Annotated in this window: 15 protein-coding genes; 12 read left to right on the forward strand and 3 right to left on the reverse strand. The window is 75.1% G+C overall.

Annotation, left to right across the window (positions count from 1 at the left end; translation table 11 throughout):
* The first annotated feature begins 54 nt into the window (after positions 1 to 54).
* The 7 genes from ACFYZY_RS12315 to ACFYZY_RS12345 all read left to right on the forward strand — a co-directional run bounded on the left by ACFYZY_RS12315 (position 55) and on the right by ACFYZY_RS12345 (position 5,225).
* The gene (locus tag ACFYZY_RS12315; RefSeq protein WP_388692621.1) at positions 55 to 582 is read left to right on the forward strand and encodes a YbaK/EbsC family protein; all 528 of its coding nucleotides are present in this window, start codon (positions 55 to 57) and stop codon (positions 580 to 582) included.
* Positions 583 to 634: 52 nt separating this feature from the next.
* Entirely contained in the window at positions 635 to 1,414 is a 780-nt protein-coding gene (locus ACFYZY_RS12320) for an SDR family NAD(P)-dependent oxidoreductase (protein ID WP_388692623.1), read from the forward strand.
* Between the two features lie 86 nt (positions 1,415 to 1,500).
* Positions 1,501 to 2,571: a YihY/virulence factor BrkB family protein gene (locus tag ACFYZY_RS12325; protein ID WP_388692625.1), complete on the forward strand. Its 1,071-nt coding sequence runs from the start codon at positions 1,501 to 1,503 to the stop codon at positions 2,569 to 2,571.
* Between the two features lie 91 nt (positions 2,572 to 2,662).
* Complete coding sequence (locus ACFYZY_RS12330) at positions 2,663 to 3,265, forward strand: phosphatase PAP2 family protein (RefSeq protein ID WP_388692626.1); 603 nt, start codon at positions 2,663 to 2,665, stop codon at positions 3,263 to 3,265.
* Positions 3,266 to 3,463: 198 nt separating this feature from the next.
* The gene (locus ACFYZY_RS12335) at positions 3,464 to 3,883 is read left to right on the forward strand and encodes a phage holin family protein (RefSeq protein WP_388692628.1); all 420 of its coding nucleotides are present in this window, start codon (positions 3,464 to 3,466) and stop codon (positions 3,881 to 3,883) included.
* Positions 3,880 to 4,443: a DUF3618 domain-containing protein gene (locus tag ACFYZY_RS12340; protein WP_388692630.1), complete on the forward strand. Its 564-nt coding sequence runs from the start codon at positions 3,880 to 3,882 to the stop codon at positions 4,441 to 4,443. Before ACFYZY_RS12335 ends, ACFYZY_RS12340 begins: the two co-directional genes overlap by 4 nt.
* 386 nt (positions 4,444 to 4,829) lie before the next feature.
* Entirely contained in the window at positions 4,830 to 5,225 is a 396-nt protein-coding gene (locus tag ACFYZY_RS12345; protein ID WP_388692632.1) for a hypothetical protein, read from the forward strand.
* Between the two features lie 6 nt (positions 5,226 to 5,231).
* Here the strand turns inward: ACFYZY_RS12345 and ACFYZY_RS12350 are convergent, their stop codons facing one another.
* Positions 5,232 to 6,875: a penicillin-binding transpeptidase domain-containing protein gene (locus tag ACFYZY_RS12350; RefSeq protein ID WP_388692633.1), complete on the reverse strand. Its 1,644-nt coding sequence runs from the start codon at positions 6,873 to 6,875 to the stop codon at positions 5,232 to 5,234.
* A 118-nt stretch (positions 6,876 to 6,993) separates the two neighbouring features.
* A complete protein-coding gene (locus tag ACFYZY_RS12355; protein ID WP_388692634.1) occupies positions 6,994 to 8,736 on the reverse strand; it encodes a dolichyl-phosphate-mannose--protein mannosyltransferase in 1,743 nt (580 codons plus the stop codon).
* A 61-nt stretch (positions 8,737 to 8,797) separates the two neighbouring features.
* Here ACFYZY_RS12355 and rsmI point away from each other — a divergent pair, with 61 nt between their 5' ends.
* The 5 genes from rsmI to ACFYZY_RS12380 all read left to right on the forward strand — a co-directional run bounded on the left by rsmI (position 8,798) and on the right by ACFYZY_RS12380 (position 13,372).
* Positions 8,798 to 9,673: a 16S rRNA (cytidine(1402)-2'-O)-methyltransferase gene (gene rsmI / locus ACFYZY_RS12360; RefSeq protein ID WP_388692636.1), complete on the forward strand. Its 876-nt coding sequence runs from the start codon at positions 8,798 to 8,800 to the stop codon at positions 9,671 to 9,673.
* Between the two features lie 375 nt (positions 9,674 to 10,048).
* Positions 10,049 to 10,471: a hypothetical protein gene (locus tag ACFYZY_RS12365; RefSeq protein ID WP_388692637.1), complete on the forward strand. Its 423-nt coding sequence runs from the start codon at positions 10,049 to 10,051 to the stop codon at positions 10,469 to 10,471.
* 62 nt (positions 10,472 to 10,533) lie between these two features.
* The gene (locus tag ACFYZY_RS12370) at positions 10,534 to 11,403 is read left to right on the forward strand and encodes a TatD family hydrolase (protein ID WP_388692639.1); all 870 of its coding nucleotides are present in this window, start codon (positions 10,534 to 10,536) and stop codon (positions 11,401 to 11,403) included.
* A gap of 104 nt (positions 11,404 to 11,507) precedes the next feature.
* Positions 11,508 to 12,380: a 16S rRNA (adenine(1518)-N(6)/adenine(1519)-N(6))-dimethyltransferase RsmA gene (gene rsmA, locus ACFYZY_RS12375; protein ID WP_388692641.1), complete on the forward strand. Its 873-nt coding sequence runs from the start codon at positions 11,508 to 11,510 to the stop codon at positions 12,378 to 12,380.
* An 89-nt stretch (positions 12,381 to 12,469) separates the two neighbouring features.
* Positions 12,470 to 13,372: a 4-(cytidine 5'-diphospho)-2-C-methyl-D-erythritol kinase gene (locus ACFYZY_RS12380; RefSeq protein ID WP_388692886.1), complete on the forward strand. Its 903-nt coding sequence runs from the start codon at positions 12,470 to 12,472 to the stop codon at positions 13,370 to 13,372.
* 18 nt (positions 13,373 to 13,390) lie between these two features.
* Here ACFYZY_RS12380 and ACFYZY_RS12385 read toward each other — a convergent pair whose 3' ends face one another.
* A complete protein-coding gene (locus tag ACFYZY_RS12385) occupies positions 13,391 to 15,763 on the reverse strand; it encodes a PQQ-binding-like beta-propeller repeat protein (protein WP_388692642.1) in 2,373 nt (790 codons plus the stop codon).
* Between the last annotated feature and the right edge of the window lie 2 nt (positions 15,764 to 15,765).

The following is a 15,765-nucleotide window of genomic DNA, read 5'->3' on the forward strand; positions in this document are numbered from 1 at the left end:
ACGAGTAGGGTCGACGCGCCGGAGAGCAGACCTGCCGCAAGGGGAGCGAGACGCATGACCGCGAACGACCTGGCACACGACACGCACGCCCCGTACGCCCCGTACGCCACGTACGAGAAGCTGCTCGCCCTCCTCGACGAGCGCGGGGCCGTCCACCGGGTGATCGAGCACGCCCCCGAGGGCGCCACCGAGGCGGTCAGCGCGCTGCGCGGCAACGCGCTCGCGCAGGCGGCCAAGTGCATCGTCGCCATGGTCAAGATCGGCAAGAAGGAGAAGCGGTTCGCGCTCGTCGTCGTACCGGGCGACCGGCGGGTCGACCTGGCGGCGGTGAAGGCGCTGTACGGCGGCACCTACGTCTCCTTCGCCTCCCCCGGGATCGCGGAGGAGCTGGCGGGCTCCCCGAGCGGCACGATCCTGCCGTTCTCCTTCGACGAGCGCCTCGACCTGGTCGTCGATCCGGACCTGCTGGTCCACGAGGAGATCTACTTCAACGCGGCACGGCTCGACCGCTCGCTCGCCCTGTCCGTGGAGGACTACCGGTCCGTCGCGGAGCCGCGCGTCGCCCGCGTGTCCACCGTCTGACGGCCGGCCGGGGGCCTGGTGCGACGGGCGCGCCGGATGTTGTGATCACCCCATGGATCTCAGGGAACGGTTCGGCGGGTACGGAGTACTGATCACGGGCGCGGCGCGCGGCATCGGCGCGGCCACCGCCCGGCGTCTCACGGCGGAGGGCGCGCGGGTCCTCGTCGCGGACGTCGACGAGGAGGCGGCCCGGGCGACGGCCGAGGAGCTGCCGGGGGCGGTCGCCGTGCGGTGCGACGTGGCCGACCAGGAGTCGGTGGACGCGGCCGTCGCGCACGCGGTGGAGGTCTTCGGCGGCCTGGACGTCCTCGTGAACAACGCCCTGGGACAGGTGGCCCCCGACCGGGACCGCTTCGAGGACGAGCCGGACGAGGTCTGGGCCGTCCAGCACGACGTCACCTTCATGGGCGCCGTCCGCTGCGCGCGGGCGGCCCTGCCGCACCTCGCGGCGGGCGGGCGCGGGGCGGTCGTCACCATCGGCTCGGTCAACGGGCAGGCGGACTTCGGCAACCACGCCTACAGCGCCGCCAAGGCGGGCCTCGCCTCCCTCACCCGCACCCTGGCGGGCGACGCGGCGGCGCGCGGGGTCCGCGTCAACCAGATCGACCCGGGCACGATCGCGACCAGGGCCTGGGCGGGCAAGGAGGCCGGGCTCGCCGCGCTCGCCGAGCGGGTCTATCCCCTGGGCCGCGTCGGCACCCCCGACGACATCGCCGCCGCCGTCGCCTTCCTGGCCTCCCCGGACGCCTCCTGGATCACCGGCACGGTCCTGCGCGTCGACGGCGGCCTCCTGGCGGTGAACAAGCACTTCCGGGAGGTACTGGGGGACTGAACCGGAGGCGGCGCGCGACCGCCGGCGGACACGGACGGCGGTACGCCGGTGGGCATGGGCGGCGCCCGGCGGGAAAGTCGCCAGGTATGACACCCACATCGAAGCCGGGACAGGGCGACCACCGGGGACGCCACGACGCCGACCGTGCCACGGGGCCCGGCGGGAACCGGGAGGTTTCCGCCGGGCCGGACGCGGAGGTCGAGGAGCGGGCGCCGGACCAGCTGTCCGAGCTGCCCAAGCGGTCGTGGAAGGCCGTACTGAAGGGCACGCTGAAGGAGTTCCAGGACGACGAGCTCACCGACCGGGCCGCGGCGCTGACCTACTACGGGGTGCTGGCGCTCTTCCCGGCCCTGCTCGTGCTGGTGTCGCTCCTGGGGATCGCGGGGGACTCGACGACCCAGCGGGTGATGGACAACATCCAGAAGCTGGCCCCGGGCCCGGCGCGCGACGTGATCACCGACGCGGTCCGGCAGCTGCAGGGCAACGCCGGCGTCGGCTCGTTCATGGCGGTCGTCGGCCTGGCCGTGGCGGTCTGGTCCGCCTCGGGGTACGTCGCCGCCTTCATCCGCTCCTCCAACGCCGTCTACGACATGCCCGAGGGACGCCCGGTCTGGAAGGTCCTGCCGCTGCGGCTCGGGCTGACCGTCGTCCTGATGGTCATCGCCGTCGTCAGCGCGCTGATCGTGGTCTTCACCGGCGGCCTGGCCCGGCAGGCGGGGGCCGCGCTCGGCGTGGGCGACACCGCGGTGACGGTCTGGTCGATCGCGAAGTGGCCGGTCCTGGTCCTGCTCGTCACGCTCATGATCGCCCTCCTGTACTGGGCGGCCCCGAACGCCAAGGGCCGCGGCTTCCGGTGGGTCACCCCCGGGAGCTTCCTGGCGCTCGCCATCTGGATGGCCGCCTCGGCGGGCTTCGCCTTCTACGTCGCGAACTTCGCCTCGTACAACAAGACGTACGGGGCCCTGGCCGGCGTGGTCGTCTTCCTGGTGTGGCTGTGGATCACCAACCTCGCGATCCTGCTCGGCCTGGAGTTCGACGCCGAGATGTCCCGGCAGCGCGCCGTCGCCGGCGGTCATCCGGAGGACGAGGAGCCCTACGTCGAGCCCCGGGACACGCGGAAGTGGAGCGACGAGGACCGCCGTCGCCCGGAGGAGTGAGCACCGTGGGGCCGGGCATTGTGTGCGGGCCGGGCACCGAGCACGGGTCGGACACCGTGTGGGACGGCGGCGCACGGGGAGACGGACGCGCATGAGAACTCTGGCGACACTGCGCGAGCGCGACCACCGGCTGACCAGACGGATGGCCGCCTGGGAGTCCCCCTGGGCCCGCCGGCTCCTGCCCCCGGTGGAGGAGGCGGCGCAGCGCACGAAGCTGTGGTGGGCGGCGGCCGTGCTCATGGCGGCCTGCGGGGGCGGAAGGGGCCGGAGGGCGGCGGTCGCCGGGATCACGGCCATGACGGTGGCCGAACTGCTCTCCAACGGGGTCGCGAAACAGCTGGTCGAACGGCGCCGGCCGCCGGAGGAGTGGATTCCGCACGACGACGTGGAGGACCGCCCCGACAGCTCCTCCTTCCCCTCGGGACACACCGCCGCGGCGGTCGCGTTCACCGCGGCCGTCGCGCCGTCCTGGCCCCCGGCGGGGGCCGCCTGCGCCGTACCGGCGGCGCTGGTGGCGGTCGAACGGGTCCACAGCGGCGCGCACTACCCCTCCGACGTGGCGGTCGGCGCCGCGGTCGGCGCGATGGCCGCCGCCCTGGTCAGGAAGGCGCCCGGCCTCCTGGCCCGGAGCGCGCCCGGCCTCCTCGCCCGGCGGGTGCCGGGCCTCCCGGTCCGCCACCGGTTCCGGCCCTGACGGCCGTCGAGTGATCCGGGGGACGCGGGGTACACGGCCTCCGACGACCGGCGAGCCCCACGGGGACCCGCCGCATCCGCCCGGACGGCACCGGCCCCGCCGGTCCGGCCGGCGGACCCGGCAACGCATCGAAGAGGCCGGCGACCGCCCTCGCGCGGAACGGACCCGGCCGAGCACACGGAGGAAGTGGTGAGTTCCATGAGCACCGCCGGACGGCCGGACCACGGCAGCACCGCCGACGCGTCGGTGGGCGAGCTCGTCTCACGGGCCTCGCAGCAGATCTCGGAGCTGGTCCGCGACGAAATGCGGCTGGTCCGTGCCGAGATGACCCGAAAGGGCAGGCGCTACGGCGTGGGCGGCGGCCTGTTCGGCGGCGCCGGCCTGCTCGGCGTCCTGACCGCGCAGGCCCTCGTCGCGGCCGGGATCGCCGCCCTCGCGCTGGTCCTCCCGGTCTGGGCGGCGGCCCTGATCGTCGCCGTCCTGCTCGCGGGGGCCGCCGCCGTGGCGGCGGCAGCGGGGAAGAAGCAGATCGACAAGGCCGGCGCGCCCGCGCCCCGGCAGACCATCGACAACGTCAAGGCCGACGTGGCCGAGATCAGGGAGAAGGCCCACCGATGACCGACCGTTTCCAGCAGGACCAGTCCGCGCCCACCCTGGAGGAGCTGCGCGAGCAGGCCGAGCACACCCGCGACGAACTCGGCCGGACCGTGGAGGCGCTGGCGGCCAAGGCCGACGTCAAGGCCCAGGCCAAGGAGAAGGCGGCCGAGGTGAAGGCCCAGGCCAGGGAGAAGGCGGCCGACGCCAGGGACCAGACCAGGGTGAAGGCGGCGGAACTCCAGGAGCAGACCAAAGTGAAGGCGGCCGAACTCCAGGAACAGGCCGCCGAGAAGACCGCGCTCGTCACCGGACGGCTCCGGGAGGGGACGGTGAAGGCCGCGCGGCTGATGAAGGAGAAGACCCCCGACCCGGTCCTCGACCGGACGGCGCAGGCCGCCGCGCAGCTCCGCGACGGCGCGGCCCGCGCCGGTCACCTCGCCGCCGAGAAGACCCCGGAGCCGGTGCGCGAGAAGGCCGGAGCGGTCCTGGCCGGGGCGAAGGACCGGCGCGTCCCGCTCCTCGTGGCGAGCGCCGCGCTGGCCGCCTTCCTCCTCCTGCGCCGGCGACGCGGGCGCGGCTGAGGCCCCCGGGCGGCGCGTCCGCCCGGGACGGCGGGGGCCGTTCCTCGCGGGACCGTCGTGCACGGGTCCCGCGAGGAACGGCCCCCGCCGTCGTCCGGGGACAGTCGTCCGGAGACCGGAGACCGGAGACCGGAGACCGGAGACCGGAGACCGGAGACCGGAGACCGGGAGCCGGCGGCCGGAGCCCGGGAGACGTCAGCCGCGCGCCGGGGCCGCGCCGGGGCCGGGCCGGGGCCGGGGAAGCGGAACGCCCGCGTCCCCGGACGGATATCGCGCCACGAGCCGGGCACACGAGGTCCATGCACGGACAACACGCGCGTCCCACGGGCAGCACTCCGTTCCGTACCGCCCCCTCGGCCCGCCCCAGACACTCGCGGCGGGGCGGGATGGTGGTCCGCCTCCGCCGCCGGTTCCTCGCGTACGGGGCGATCGAGTTCCTGTCCACGCACATCCCGGACGGTTCCGGTCCCGGCGAGGAGTGCCTGCTCCTGGTCCACATCCGCAAGGTCGTCGGCCGGGTCCACTACCGGATGTGCGCGGAGTGCTCCCAGGGCGTCATCACGGCCGTCACCGTGGAAGAACGCTTCCGCACCAGTGGTCTGGGCACCCGGGCCCTCTCGCACCTGCGCTCCCGCCACCCGGGGGTCGCCTGGCGCAGCACCCTGACCGTGCGCGCCACCCGCGACCTCCTGCGCCGCATGCGCATCCCCACGACCGCCCCGGGCGCCCTCTGCCCGCACGCGGACGCCCCGCCGCCCGTCCCGGCCGTCACCACGGCCTGAGCGGTCTCAGCGCCCCGCCTTCAGCACCTGCGCCACCACCGGGCCCGCCGCGTCACCTCCGTGCCCGCCGGACTGGACGACCGCCGCCGCCGCGAGGTCGCCGGAGTAGCCGGTGAACCAGCTGTTGGACGTGCCCTGGCCGTCCACCTCGGCCGAGCCGGTCTTCGCGCCCTTCGGGGAGGGGACCCCCCTCATCGCCTTCGCGCCGGTGCCGTTCCCCGTCGCCGCCGCCTCCATCATCAGCTGCAGCCCCGAGGCCACCTCGGGGGAGAGCCTGTCGGCCTTGGCGAACGCGCGGTCGTCGAGGTCCTTCGCCACCAGGTACGGCTGGAGGAAGCCGCCGTTCTTCGCGGTCGCGGAGAGCGAGGCGACGTTGAGCGCGCTCATCGTGATCTTTCCCTGGCCGATGTACGAGGCGGGCGTCTCGCTCCCGGACGACGCGGGCACGCTGCCGTCCGCCGCCGGGACGCCCACCTGCCAGTCGAGGCCGATCCCGAAGGATCCGCGGGCGGTGTCGCCGAGGGCGGTGTCCGCGACGCCCTTGTCGCTGAGGGGGCTGATCGCCTTGATGAAGGCGGTGTTGCAGGAGCGGCGGAAGGATTCGGTGAGGGTGCCGCCGGCGATGCTGAACTTGTCCAGGTTCTGGAAGGTGCGGCTCCGCGACACGACGTCGGCGGGACACTCCACCTTGCTGCCGGGCTTCGCCACGCCCCGCTGCATCATCATCGCCGCCGTCACGATCTTCATCGTGGAGCCGGGGGCCTGCTTGCCGAGGAACGCGGTGTTGAAGCCGCCCGCCGGGCTGTTGGCGACGGCCCGTATCGCGCCCGTGGACGGTTCGACCGCCGCCACCGCCGCCTGGCCGTACGCCTTCACCGCCTTCTCCGCCGCCGCCTGCGCCTTCGCGTCGATGGTGGTCCTCAGCGTGCCCGGCTTCCCCTGCCGCAGGACGAGGAGGGTGCGGTCGGCGGTGGTCCCGCCGCCCGAGTCGATCCAGGTCTCGACGCCGGCCGTGCCGCCCGCCTTCGCCCCGTACCGCTTGCGCAGTTCGTCCACGATCGGCCCGAGCGAGGGGTACTTCTCCGCCGTCAGCTCGACCCCGTTCCGGTCGACCGCCTTGACGGAGGCGACCTTCGCGGTGCCCGTGCGCAGGGTCCCGGCGGCGGTCAGCTTCGGGTGGAGCACGGCGGGCCGCCACTTCACCAGGGGCCGGCCGGTGGTCTCCCCCCGGACCACGGTCAGTTCGGAGGCGTACGACAGGTCCTTGGACACGCCCTCGTGGGTGACCGTCGCCCGCACGGTGAACGGCACCTTCGTGCCCACCGGCGCCCCCGGCGTGATCACCGCCTTCGAGACCTTCGCGGTCTCCTTGTAGGCGAGCAGCGCGGGCCCGGCCGTGACCGGGTCGCTCGTCAGCTGCGCCGCCTTGTCGGACTCCCCGGCGGCCCAAGCGGCCAGGAAGTCCCGGGCGGTGGCCGTCGTCTCCTCGCCGGTGACCGGGCCCGTCTTCGGGGCGGCCTCCGCGCCGGTGTTCACGGACGCGTCGCCGCCCGTGAGCCCGTTCCACAGGTTGTGGCCCCCGTACCCGATCCCGCCCGCCACGACGGCGAACACACCTCCGACGACCGCGACCTTGGCTCCACTGCGCATGACCGTGCTTCCCCTCCCCGTTCGGACCCACGAGTCAAGCAGCCGGGCCGGAGGACTGTCGAGCCGCACCGGTCACTTCCGTCACGACGACCGGAAACCGGTCACCGGCCCCGGCCCGCTACACCCACGTGTCCAGCCACATCCGGGACCGCCAGTCGTCCAGCGGGATCGGCGTGCCCGTGTAGATCGGCCAGAAGTAGATGAAGTTCCAGACGATGAGCAGGACGAGGCATCCCGCCGCCACCGTGCCGAAGATCCGCCGCCTCTCCGAGGAGCCCCGCGGCCCGACGAGCGCGCCCAGCATCATGGCCACCGCCAGGCACAGGAAGGGCACGAAGACGACCGCGTAGAAGACGAAGATGGTGCGCTGCTGGTAGAGGAACCAGGGGAGCCAGCCGGCCGCGACGCCGCAGGCGATCGCGCCCGCCCGCCAGTCGCGGCGGAAGGCCCAGCGCCACAGGACGTACAGGAGCGCGAAGCAGGCCGTCCACCACAGGAGCGGGGTCCCCAGCGCGAGGATCTCCTGCGCGCACTTCTCCCTCGCGTCGGCCGGGCAGCCGCCGGTGCCGGGGGCCGGGGACTCGTAGAAGTACGAGACCGGGCGGCCCATGACGATCCACGACCACGGGTTCGACTGGTAGGTGTGGGGCGAGGTGAGGCCCACGTGGAAGGTGTAGACCTCGCTCTCGTAGTGCCAGAGGCTGCGCAGCCACTGCGGCAGCCAGCCCCAGGCCCCGCCGCCGTCCACCGCGTCCTGCCGCGCGGCCCAGTCGCGGAAGTAGCCGCCCTTGGTGACCAGCCAGCCCGTCCAGGTCGCCAGATAGGTCGCGAGCGCCACCGGCACCACCGACACGAAGGCCGGGACCAGGTCCCTCCTGAGCACCGAGAGGTACGGCCGGACCGCACCGGCCGTGCGCCGCCCGGCCACGTCCCACAGGACCGTCATCAGGCCGAAGCCCACCATGACGTACAGGCCGTTCCACTTGGTCGCCGCCGCGAGCCCCAGCGTCACCCCGGCCGCGATCCGCCACGGCCGGAGGCCGAGGCGCAGCGTCTCCGCGACCTCCGCGTCCGGCCGCAGCACCCCCTCCTCGTCCTCGGGGAGCGCCGCCGCGAACCGTTTCCGGGTCCGGTCGCGGTCCAGGACGAGGCAGCCGAAGGCGGCCAGCACGAAGAACATCAGGACCTGGTCGAGGAGCGCGGTGCGGCTCATCACGAAGTGCAGGCCGTCCACGGCGAGCAGCAGGCCCGCCAGGCAGCCCAGGAACGTCGAGCGGAACAGGCGCCGCCCGATCCGGCACAGCATCAGGACCGACAGGGTGCCGAGCAGGGCCACCGCGAAGCGCCAGCCGAACGGCTCGAAGCCGAACAGCTTCTCCCCGGCGCCGATCACCCATTTGCCCATCGGCGGGTGGACGACGTACCCCGGGTCGGTCGGCACGAGGACCGACCCGGGGTCCTTGAGGATCGTCTTGTCGATGTCCTTCGGCCAGGCCCCCTCGTACCCCTGGTTGATCAGGGCCCAGGAGTCCTTGGCGTAGTAGGTCTCGTCGAATATCACGGCGTGCGGCTTGCCGAGGTTCCAGAAGCGGAGCACCCCCGCGACCGCCGCGACCAGGAGCGGACCGCCCCAGGCCGCCAGCCTCCACAGCCGTTCGGCCGGACCGGGGCCGAGGCCGAGGCACGACCACATCCGTGCCGAGGGACGGGTGTACGGGGGGTCGAGCCGCTCCCGCAGCCCGATGGGGGCGGCGCTTCCGGCGGGCGGCTCGTAGCCGAAGAGCCGGAGCCGCCGCTGCCACGAAGTGGGCTCTGCCACGGCGTGCGGGCCCTCCAGGATCTCGGGTGCGGTACTGGTCACCGCGCCATCGTAGGGAACGCGCCCGTGCGCGTCGCCCGTCCGGGCTGGGAGGATGGCCCCCGTGACTGGAACGCTGGTACTCGCAGGGACCCCCATCGGCGACATCGCGGACGCCCCGCCCCGGCTCGCCGCCGAGCTGCAGAACGCGGACGTCGTGGCCGCCGAGGACACCCGGAGGCTGCGCGGCCTGACCCGGGCGCTCGGCATCCACACCTCCGGGCGGGTCGTCTCCTACTTCGAGGGCAACGAGTCCGCCCGTACGCCCGAGCTGGTCGAGGCCCTGGTGGGCGGGGCGCGGGTGCTGCTGGTGACCGACGCGGGCATGCCGTCCGTGTCGGACCCCGGCTACCGGCTGGTCGCCGCCGCCGTGGAGCGGGACATCAGGGTCACGGCCGTCCCCGGCCCCTCCGCCGTGCTCACCGCCCTCGCCCTCTCCGGCCTCCCCGTCGACCGCTTCTGCTTCGAGGGCTTCCTGCCGAGGAAGGCCGGCGAGCGCCTGGGACGGCTGCGGGAGGTCGCGGACGAGCGGCGGACCCTCGTCTACTTCGAGGCGCCGCACCGCCTGGACGACACGCTCGCCGCGATGGCGGAGGTCTTCGGCGCCGAGCGCCGCGCCGCCGTCTGCCGCGAGCTGACCAAGACGTACGAGGAGGTGAAGCGGGGCCCGCTCGCCGAGCTCGCGGCCTGGGCGGCCGAGGGCGTACGGGGCGAGATCACCGTCGTCGTGGAGGGCGCCCCGGAGACCGGCCCCGCCGAGTTCGGCGCCGACGAGCTGGTGCGCAGGGTGCGGGTGCGCGAGGAGGCGGGGGAGCGGCGGAAGGAGGCGATCGCCGCCGTCGCGGCCGAGGCGGGACTCCCCAAGCGGGAGGTGTTCGACGCCGTCGTGGCGGCGAAGAACGCGGCCGGGCCGGAGAAGGGCGCGGCCGGACCCGCGTAGGGCACGGCAGGGCGGGCTGGGCCGCGCAGAGCACGGTGGGGCCGGGAGACCCCGGGGCGGACCGGGCGGCGGGCGCCACGGCGGACCGGGGCGGCGGGCATCGGGGAGGCCCCGGAGCGGGCCGGGAAGGGCCGCCGCGGCCCGGAGGGGAACCGGCGCGCGCGGCCCGGAGGAGAACCGCCGCGGACCGCCGCGGCCCGGGGCGGACCGGGAGAGTTCTCCGCCGATTTACGCTGGAAGGTAAAGCCGAACCCGGGGCCGGGACATTTCCTCGGGCGTTCGGCAAGGGAAGAGCCAAAAGCCTTCCATGGTTCCTCCCCCGCTGATGCGCTCCGGCCCGAAAAGGCGTCCACTGATCAGTGGAGAGGAGCTGGCATGAGCGAGATCACCGGCACCGGCACATCCGTCGCCCATGAGGCGTACGCCTTCGCCTGCATGCGCTGTGGATACGGCTGGGAGCAGGCGTACGACATCGAGCACCACGTCGACGCCGCCGGCCACCCGTTCGTCGTCTACAAGGCCGGGGGAGAGCGGGTACCGTCCCCGCTGTCCAGTCCCACCTGCGTGAACTGCGGAGGCCACGTCGTCCGCATCATGCGCGCGGGACAGGTGTCCTCGGTGCTCGACCTGATCGCCGCCACGGAGAAGCACGGACGCGGGGCACGGGCGACCAAGCCGGTCTCGCCGTCCGGGCCCATCGGCCAGGAGCTGACCGAGGACGCCCCCGAGCCCCCGCCGCCCGTACCGCACCACTGGCACCTGACGGACCTCCTGCACCCCTTCCGCCGGCGCGAGTAGGGCCCCCGGCCCCGCCGAGGACCCCCGCGCACGCCGTCCGCCGCCCTCGTACGATCGGGGCCATGAGTGCCAAGGACGCCCCGCCGCCGCTGCCCGAGCCCCTCCTCGTGGAGGTCGCGGACTCGCACACCCACCTGGACATGCAGTCCGGGACCGTCGAGGAGGCGCTGGTGAAGGCCGCCGCCGTCGGCGTCACCGCGGTCGTGCAGGTCGGCTGCGACGTGAAGGGCTCGCGCTGGGCCGCCGAGACGGCCGCCGCCCACGCGAACGTGCACGCCGCCGTCGCCCTGCACCCCAACGAGGCCCCCCGGATCGTCCTGGGGGACCCCGACGGGTGGTCCCGGCAGGGCGCGCGCGAGGGCGGCGGGGAGGCGGCCCTGGACGACGCGCTCACCGAGATCGACCGGCTCGCCGCCCTGCCGCACGTGCGCGGGGTCGGCGAGACCGGCCTCGACTTCTACCGCACGGGCCCCGGGGGCGTCGCCGCGCAGGAGCGTTCCTTCCGGGCCCACATCGAGATCGCCAAGCGGCACGGCAAGGCGCTCGTCATCCACGACCGGGAGGCCCACGCCGACGTGCTGCGCGTCCTGGAGGAGGAGGGCGCCCCCGAGCGGACCGTCTTCCACTGCTACTCCGGTGACGCGGAGATGGCGGAGATCTGCGCGGCCAGGGGCTACTACATGTCCTTCGCCGGCAACGTCACCTTCAAGAACGCCCAGCCGCTCCGGGACGCCCTCGCGGTCGCCCCCCTGGAACTGGTCCTGGTCGAGACCGACGCCCCCTTCCTCACCCCGGCGCCCTTCCGGGGCCGCCCCAACGCCCCGTACCTGATCCCGGTCACCGTCCGGGCCATGGCGCGGGTGCGGGGGATCGGGGAGAACGAGCTGGCCGGGGCGATCGCCGCCAACACGGCCCGCGCCTTCGACTACTGACACCCGCCCGGCGGCGGGGCCGGGACCGCCCCGGACCGCCGCCCGTACGCCGTACCGGCACCGGTGCCGCCGTGGGCCGGGCCGCCGAGCCGTAGGCTGTACCGGTGAGCACCACCACCGGTCCCGAAACCCCCGACGCCCTCCTCGGCCCCGCCGACATCCGCGAGCTGGCCGCCGTCCTCGGCGTGCGCCCCACGAAGCAGAAGGGCCAGAACTTCGTCATCGACGCCAACACCGTCCGGCGGATCGTCCGCACGGCCGGGGTGCGCCCCGACGACGTGGTCGTGGAGGTGGGGCCCGGACTCGGCTCCCTCACCCTGGCCCTCCTGGAGGCCGCGGACCGGGTGACCGCCGTCGAGATCGACGACGTGCTCGCCGCCGCGCTGCCCGCCACGATCGAGGCCCGGATGCCCGCCCGCGCCGGCCGCTTCTCGCTCGTGCACTCCGACGCCATGCTCGTCGATGAGCTGCCGGGCCCGGCGCCGACCGCGCTCGTCGCCAACCTCCCGTACAACGTGGCCGTGCCGGTCCTGCTGCACATGCTGGAGCGCTTCCCCAGCATCGAGCGGACCCTCGTCATGGTCCAGGCCGAGGTCGCGGACCGGCTCGCCGCCGGTCCGGGCAACAAGGTGTACGGCGTGCCCTCGGTGAAGGCCAACTGGTACGCCGAGGTGAAGCGGGCCGGTTCCATCGGCCGCAACGTCTTCTGGCCCGCGCCGAACGTCGACTCCGGTCTCGTCTCCCTCGTCCGCCGCTCCGAGCCCCTGGCGACCACCGCCACCCGGCAGGAGGTCTTCGCGGTGGTCGACGCGGCCTTCGCCCAGCGCCGCAAGACCCTCCGCGCGGCCCTCGCGACCTGGGCCGGCTCCCCGGCGGCGGCGGAGGAGGCCCTGGTGAGGGCCGGGATCTCGCCGCAGGCGCGCGGCGAGTCCCTGACGGTGGAGGAGTTCGCGCGGATCGCGGAGGCGAAGGCGTGAGCGGCGGTACGCAGCCGGTGACCGCTGGGCCGGTGACCGCTGGGCCGACGACGGAGACGGTGCGCGGCGGCGGCACGCCCGGCGGCGGGGTGCGGTCCGTCACCGTCCGCGTCCCCGCCAAGGTCAACGTCGGACTCGCGGTCGGCGCGGCCCGGCCCGACGGCTTCCACGACCTGGCCAGCGTCTTCCTCGCCGTCTCCCTGTACGACGAGGTGACCGCCACCCCCGCCGGGGCGCTCACGGTCACCTGCGAGGGCCCGGACGCCGACAAGGTGCCGCTCGACCGCACCAACCTCGCCGCGCGGGCCGCCGAACTCCTCGCCGCCCGGTACGGCGTCTCCCCGGACGTGCGCCTGCACATCGCCAAGGACATCCCGGTCGCCGGGGGCATGGCCGGCGGCAGCGCGGACGGCGCGGCCGCCCTGCTCGCCTGCGACGCGCTCTGGGGCCTGGACACGCCCCGCGCCGAACTCCTGGAGATCTGCGCCGAGCTGGGCAGCGACGTGCCGTTCAGCCTGGTCGGCGGCGCCGCGCTCGGCACCGGGCGCGGCGAGCGGCTGACGGAGCTGCCGGTCGGCGGCGTCTTCCACTGGGTCTTCGCCGTCGCGGACGGCGGGCTCTCGACCCCGGTCGTCTTCCGCGAGTTCGACCGCCTCGCCGAGGGCACGGACGTCCCCGCGCCGACGGCCCCGCCCGCCCTCCTGGAGGCCCTGCGCACCGGCGACACCACCGCCCTCGCGGGTGCCCTCGTCAACGACCTCCAGGCGTCCGCGCTCTCCCTGCGGCCCTCCCTCGCCGCGACCCTGGCCGCCGGCACGGAGGCGGGCGCGCTCGCGGCCCTGGTCTCCGGCTCGGGCCCGACGACCGCGTTCCTGGTGAAGGACGCGGAGTCGGCGTCGGCGGTCGCCGCCGCCCTGACCGCCTCGGGCACCTGCCGCACGGCCCGCACGGCGACGTCCCCGGCGGCGGGCGCGACCGTCCTGACGGCCTGACCGCCCGCCCGGGGGCGGTCACCGGCCGGCCGCGCCGAGCGCCACCAGTCCCTTCTGCCCCATCGCGTACACCTTCCCGCCGCCCGCCCAGAACCCGCGCAGCACGCCGGTGGTGAGCGAGGTGGACAGGCGGTACGTCCAGCGGGCCCGGCCGTCCCGCGCGTCCAGGGCCCACAGCCGCCCCCCGGAGGCGACGTAGACGGTGCCGTCCGCGCTCTGCAGCACGGGCAGGCCGCCTCCCGGCGAGTTGAGGAGCGTGCCCGTCCAGCGCACGGCGCCGGTGCGGGCGACGAGCGCGTACATCCGGATCACGAGGCCGTCGAGCGCGGCGGCGAAGACGGTCTTCCCGTCGGGGCTCGCCACCACCGCCTTCAGCGGGACCTCGGGGGAGGACCACACGACGTGCCCGTTCGCGGGGTCGACGGCGTGGAGGCGGTCGGACACGTGGAGGAACAGGCCGTCGGCCGAGGCGTGCGGCCCGTCCTGCCAGGGGCCGTAGCGGCCCTGCGTCAGGGTCTCGTGCACGCCGGACGCGCTCTCTGCGCCGGGGGAGGGCTGTTCCCAGACGAGCTTCCGGGTGCGGACGTCGAGCGCCGCGATCTTCTGCGCGCTGCCGTCGGTCTGGGAGCTCGCCCAGAACAGGCGGGTGCCGGAGGACGGCACGAACAGGCTGCCCCGGGGGTACTTGACCTCCGGGTCCGTGAGGATCGCCTGCCAGCCCTTGCGCGTGGCCGGGTCCAGGGACCAGACGAACGGGCCCGAGACGATCGTGAACGCGTTCTTCGGGTCGGTGCCGGTCGTGGCCGCCGTCCCGGTGACGTACACCCGGCCGTCCAGCATCCCGATCACCGCCGCCCCGTTCGGGCGCCGGTACGGGAGCGGGAGGGTCCACGCCTCGGCGCCCGTGTCCAGGCGGAGGGCGCGCAGGGCCCGGTCGAGCTCCCCCGCGCCCCGGCGCATCACGGCGTACACCATGCCGCCGCCGACGGTCGCGACGAGCCCTCCGCCGTAGGCGCCGGTGGCCGCGTCCGGCAGGTGGGGGACCGGGCCCCACTTCTTGCGGCCCCCGGCGTCGAAGGCCCAGACGTTCTTGGCGCTGAGCGCGACGACGGTGCCGCCGTCGCCCAGGACCTGCACCAGCGGTTCGGAGACCGGCGCCGTCCACAGCGGCTCGGCCGTGGTCTCCGTGTCGAGGGGGCGCTTCGGGTCGGTGAGGGCGGGCCCCGCCGTCGTCGTGCCGGTGGCCGGTTTCGCGTCGCCCCCCGGGCGGCCGTCCTCTTCGCGCCCGCCGAGCCAGAGCCCGAGGCCGGTGCCCCCGCCCGCGAGGGCCGCGGCGCCGCCCGCGAGGCCGAGCAGCAGCCGGCGGCGGCCGGGCCCGGCGGGTGCCGGCGGCGCGGAGGCGCCCGGGGCGAACGGCGGCGGGACCGGCGGCCCCGGCGGGAACGGCGGCGGCCCCGGAGCCGGGTCCGGTTCCCGGGCGGGCGGGGGAGGGGTCGGCGTCACCGAGGGCGCGAGGACCGCGGCGGCCTCCTCGATCGCCGCGATCAGGGCGGGCGGCAGCCAGGCGCCCGCGGTCCGGGGCGCCGCCCCCCGCTCCGCGATCCCGACGATCTGCCGCGGGGTGGGCCGGTCCTCCGGGCGTTTCGCCAGACACGCGGCGACGAGCAGCCGCAGCCCCTCGGGAACCGCCGACAGGTCGGGCTCCTCGTGCACCACGCGCCGCAGGACGTCCGTCGGCGTGCCGCCGTCGAACAGCCCCGTGCCCCGGGCCGCGAACGCGAGGGTCGAGCCCAGCGAGAACACGTCGCTCGCGGGTCCGACCGGGGCCGCCACCGCCTGCTCGGGCGACATGTACGCGGGCGTGCCCAGGATCATGCCGGTCGCGGTGAGCGCCGTGCCGTCGGCGGCCCGCGCGATGCCGAAGTCGATGAGGTGCGGCCCGTCCAGGGCGAGCAGCACGTTGCCCGGCTTGAGGTCGCGATGGGTCAGGCCCGCCGAGTGGATCGTCTCCAGCGACTCGGCGATCCCGGCGGCGAGCGCCCGCAGCGCGGCCTCCGGCAGCGGGCCGCCGACCGCCACCGCCCGGCCGAGCGAGACGCCCGGCACGTACGCGGTCGCCATCCACGGCACCGGCCCGTCGGGGTCCGCGTCCACCAGGGGCGCGGTGAACGCGCCGGACGCGGCCCGCGCCGCGGCGACCTCGGCCCGGAACCGGGCCCGGAACGCCTCGTCGGCCAGCTCCGGGCGGATCAGCTTCACGGCGACGGTCCGGCCGCCCGCCGAGCGCCCCAGGTACACCGCGCCCATGCCGCCCGCGCCCAGCAGGCCGAGGAGGACGTACGGGCCGATCCGGGCCGGGTCGGTGGGGCGCAGGGGTTCCAGCGGCGTCATTC

Source organism: Streptomyces sp. NPDC001744 (assembly GCF_042892575.1).
Lineage (GTDB): Bacteria > Actinomycetota > Actinomycetes > Streptomycetales > Streptomycetaceae > Streptomyces.

Bases quoted from the DNA above. Each gene is read 5' to 3' on its own strand.
- ACFYZY_RS12315 (WP_388692621.1), top strand. From the start codon at position 55: ATGACCGCGAACGACCTGGCACACGACACGCACGCCCCGTACGCCCCG.
- ACFYZY_RS12320 (WP_388692623.1), top strand. From the start codon at position 635: ATGGATCTCAGGGAACGGTTCGGCGGGTACGGAGTACTGATCACGGGC.
- ACFYZY_RS12325 (WP_388692625.1), top strand. From the start codon at position 1,501: ATGACACCCACATCGAAGCCGGGACAGGGCGACCACCGGGGACGCCAC.
- ACFYZY_RS12330 (WP_388692626.1), top strand. From the start codon at position 2,663: ATGAGAACTCTGGCGACACTGCGCGAGCGCGACCACCGGCTGACCAGA.
- ACFYZY_RS12335 (WP_388692628.1), top strand. From the start codon at position 3,464: ATGAGCACCGCCGGACGGCCGGACCACGGCAGCACCGCCGACGCGTCG.
- ACFYZY_RS12340 (WP_388692630.1), top strand. From the start codon at position 3,880: ATGACCGACCGTTTCCAGCAGGACCAGTCCGCGCCCACCCTGGAGGAG.
- ACFYZY_RS12345 (WP_388692632.1), top strand. From the start codon at position 4,830: ATGGTGGTCCGCCTCCGCCGCCGGTTCCTCGCGTACGGGGCGATCGAG.
- ACFYZY_RS12350 (WP_388692633.1), bottom strand. From the start codon at position 6,875: ATGCGCAGTGGAGCCAAGGTCGCGGTCGTCGGAGGTGTGTTCGCCGTC.
- ACFYZY_RS12365 (WP_388692637.1), top strand. From the start codon at position 10,049: ATGAGCGAGATCACCGGCACCGGCACATCCGTCGCCCATGAGGCGTAC.
- ACFYZY_RS12370 (WP_388692639.1), top strand. From the start codon at position 10,534: ATGAGTGCCAAGGACGCCCCGCCGCCGCTGCCCGAGCCCCTCCTCGTG.
- ACFYZY_RS12385 (WP_388692642.1), bottom strand. From the start codon at position 15,763: ATGACGCCGCTGGAACCCCTGCGCCCCACCGACCCGGCCCGGATCGGC.